This is a genomic window from Vibrio sp. 2134-1 (assembly GCF_033339495.1).
On sequence record NZ_JAWOUS010000703.1, the window covers coordinates 1 to 587 of the forward strand.

The following is a 587-nucleotide window of genomic DNA, read 5'->3' on the forward strand; positions in this document are numbered from 1 at the left end:
AAAAATTTGTACATTACGCCTTTATGAAACTTCATTAATGTGGGCTTGTTATCATCGGCTGGCTATGTTTCCGAATGAGCCATTAACTGTTCAGATACTCGGTTATCCAGAAGTAACATGGGATGGTGAAGGTATCTTAGAAATGGGCTTCATTTGTCCTTCAATGTGGCTGGATACCTATTTTACCTCTGTAATCGTCCGTGACAAAGCTAGTATGGATGTGTTGGCAAACTTTCCGATTTCTTTGATGAGACAGAGTTCTACCAAAGCGGGCGAGTTATCTTATATGCTAGTAGACGTCATTCAGTCGTTCCACAATCGCACATCGGATTATCCTGATAAGCTGGTTGCAGCAATGGACGCAGCGGTAGCTCAAGGGGATAATTGGGCGTTGGAAATTGCGATGGGGATCCTAGAAACCTTCGCAGCGCTCACTACTAATATTGGTTATGATTTTGAGGAAGTGCTCGTTAAAAACCTACATTTCCAAGAGAAATACCAAATGAGGCTCGATAAGCCAGAGGACTTGATTTCTATAGAAACTTTCATATCTTTCCCTCTTCTTGGCATGGCCTGTATGTGGTACG

1 protein-coding gene is annotated in these 587 nt (G+C 42.4%); it reads left to right on the forward strand.

From position 1 onward, the window contains the following. Positions 1-587, forward strand: a 587-nt coding sequence (locus R7R78_RS28065) for an immunity 49 family protein (protein ID WP_225474847.1), incomplete at both ends; no start/stop codon positions are given.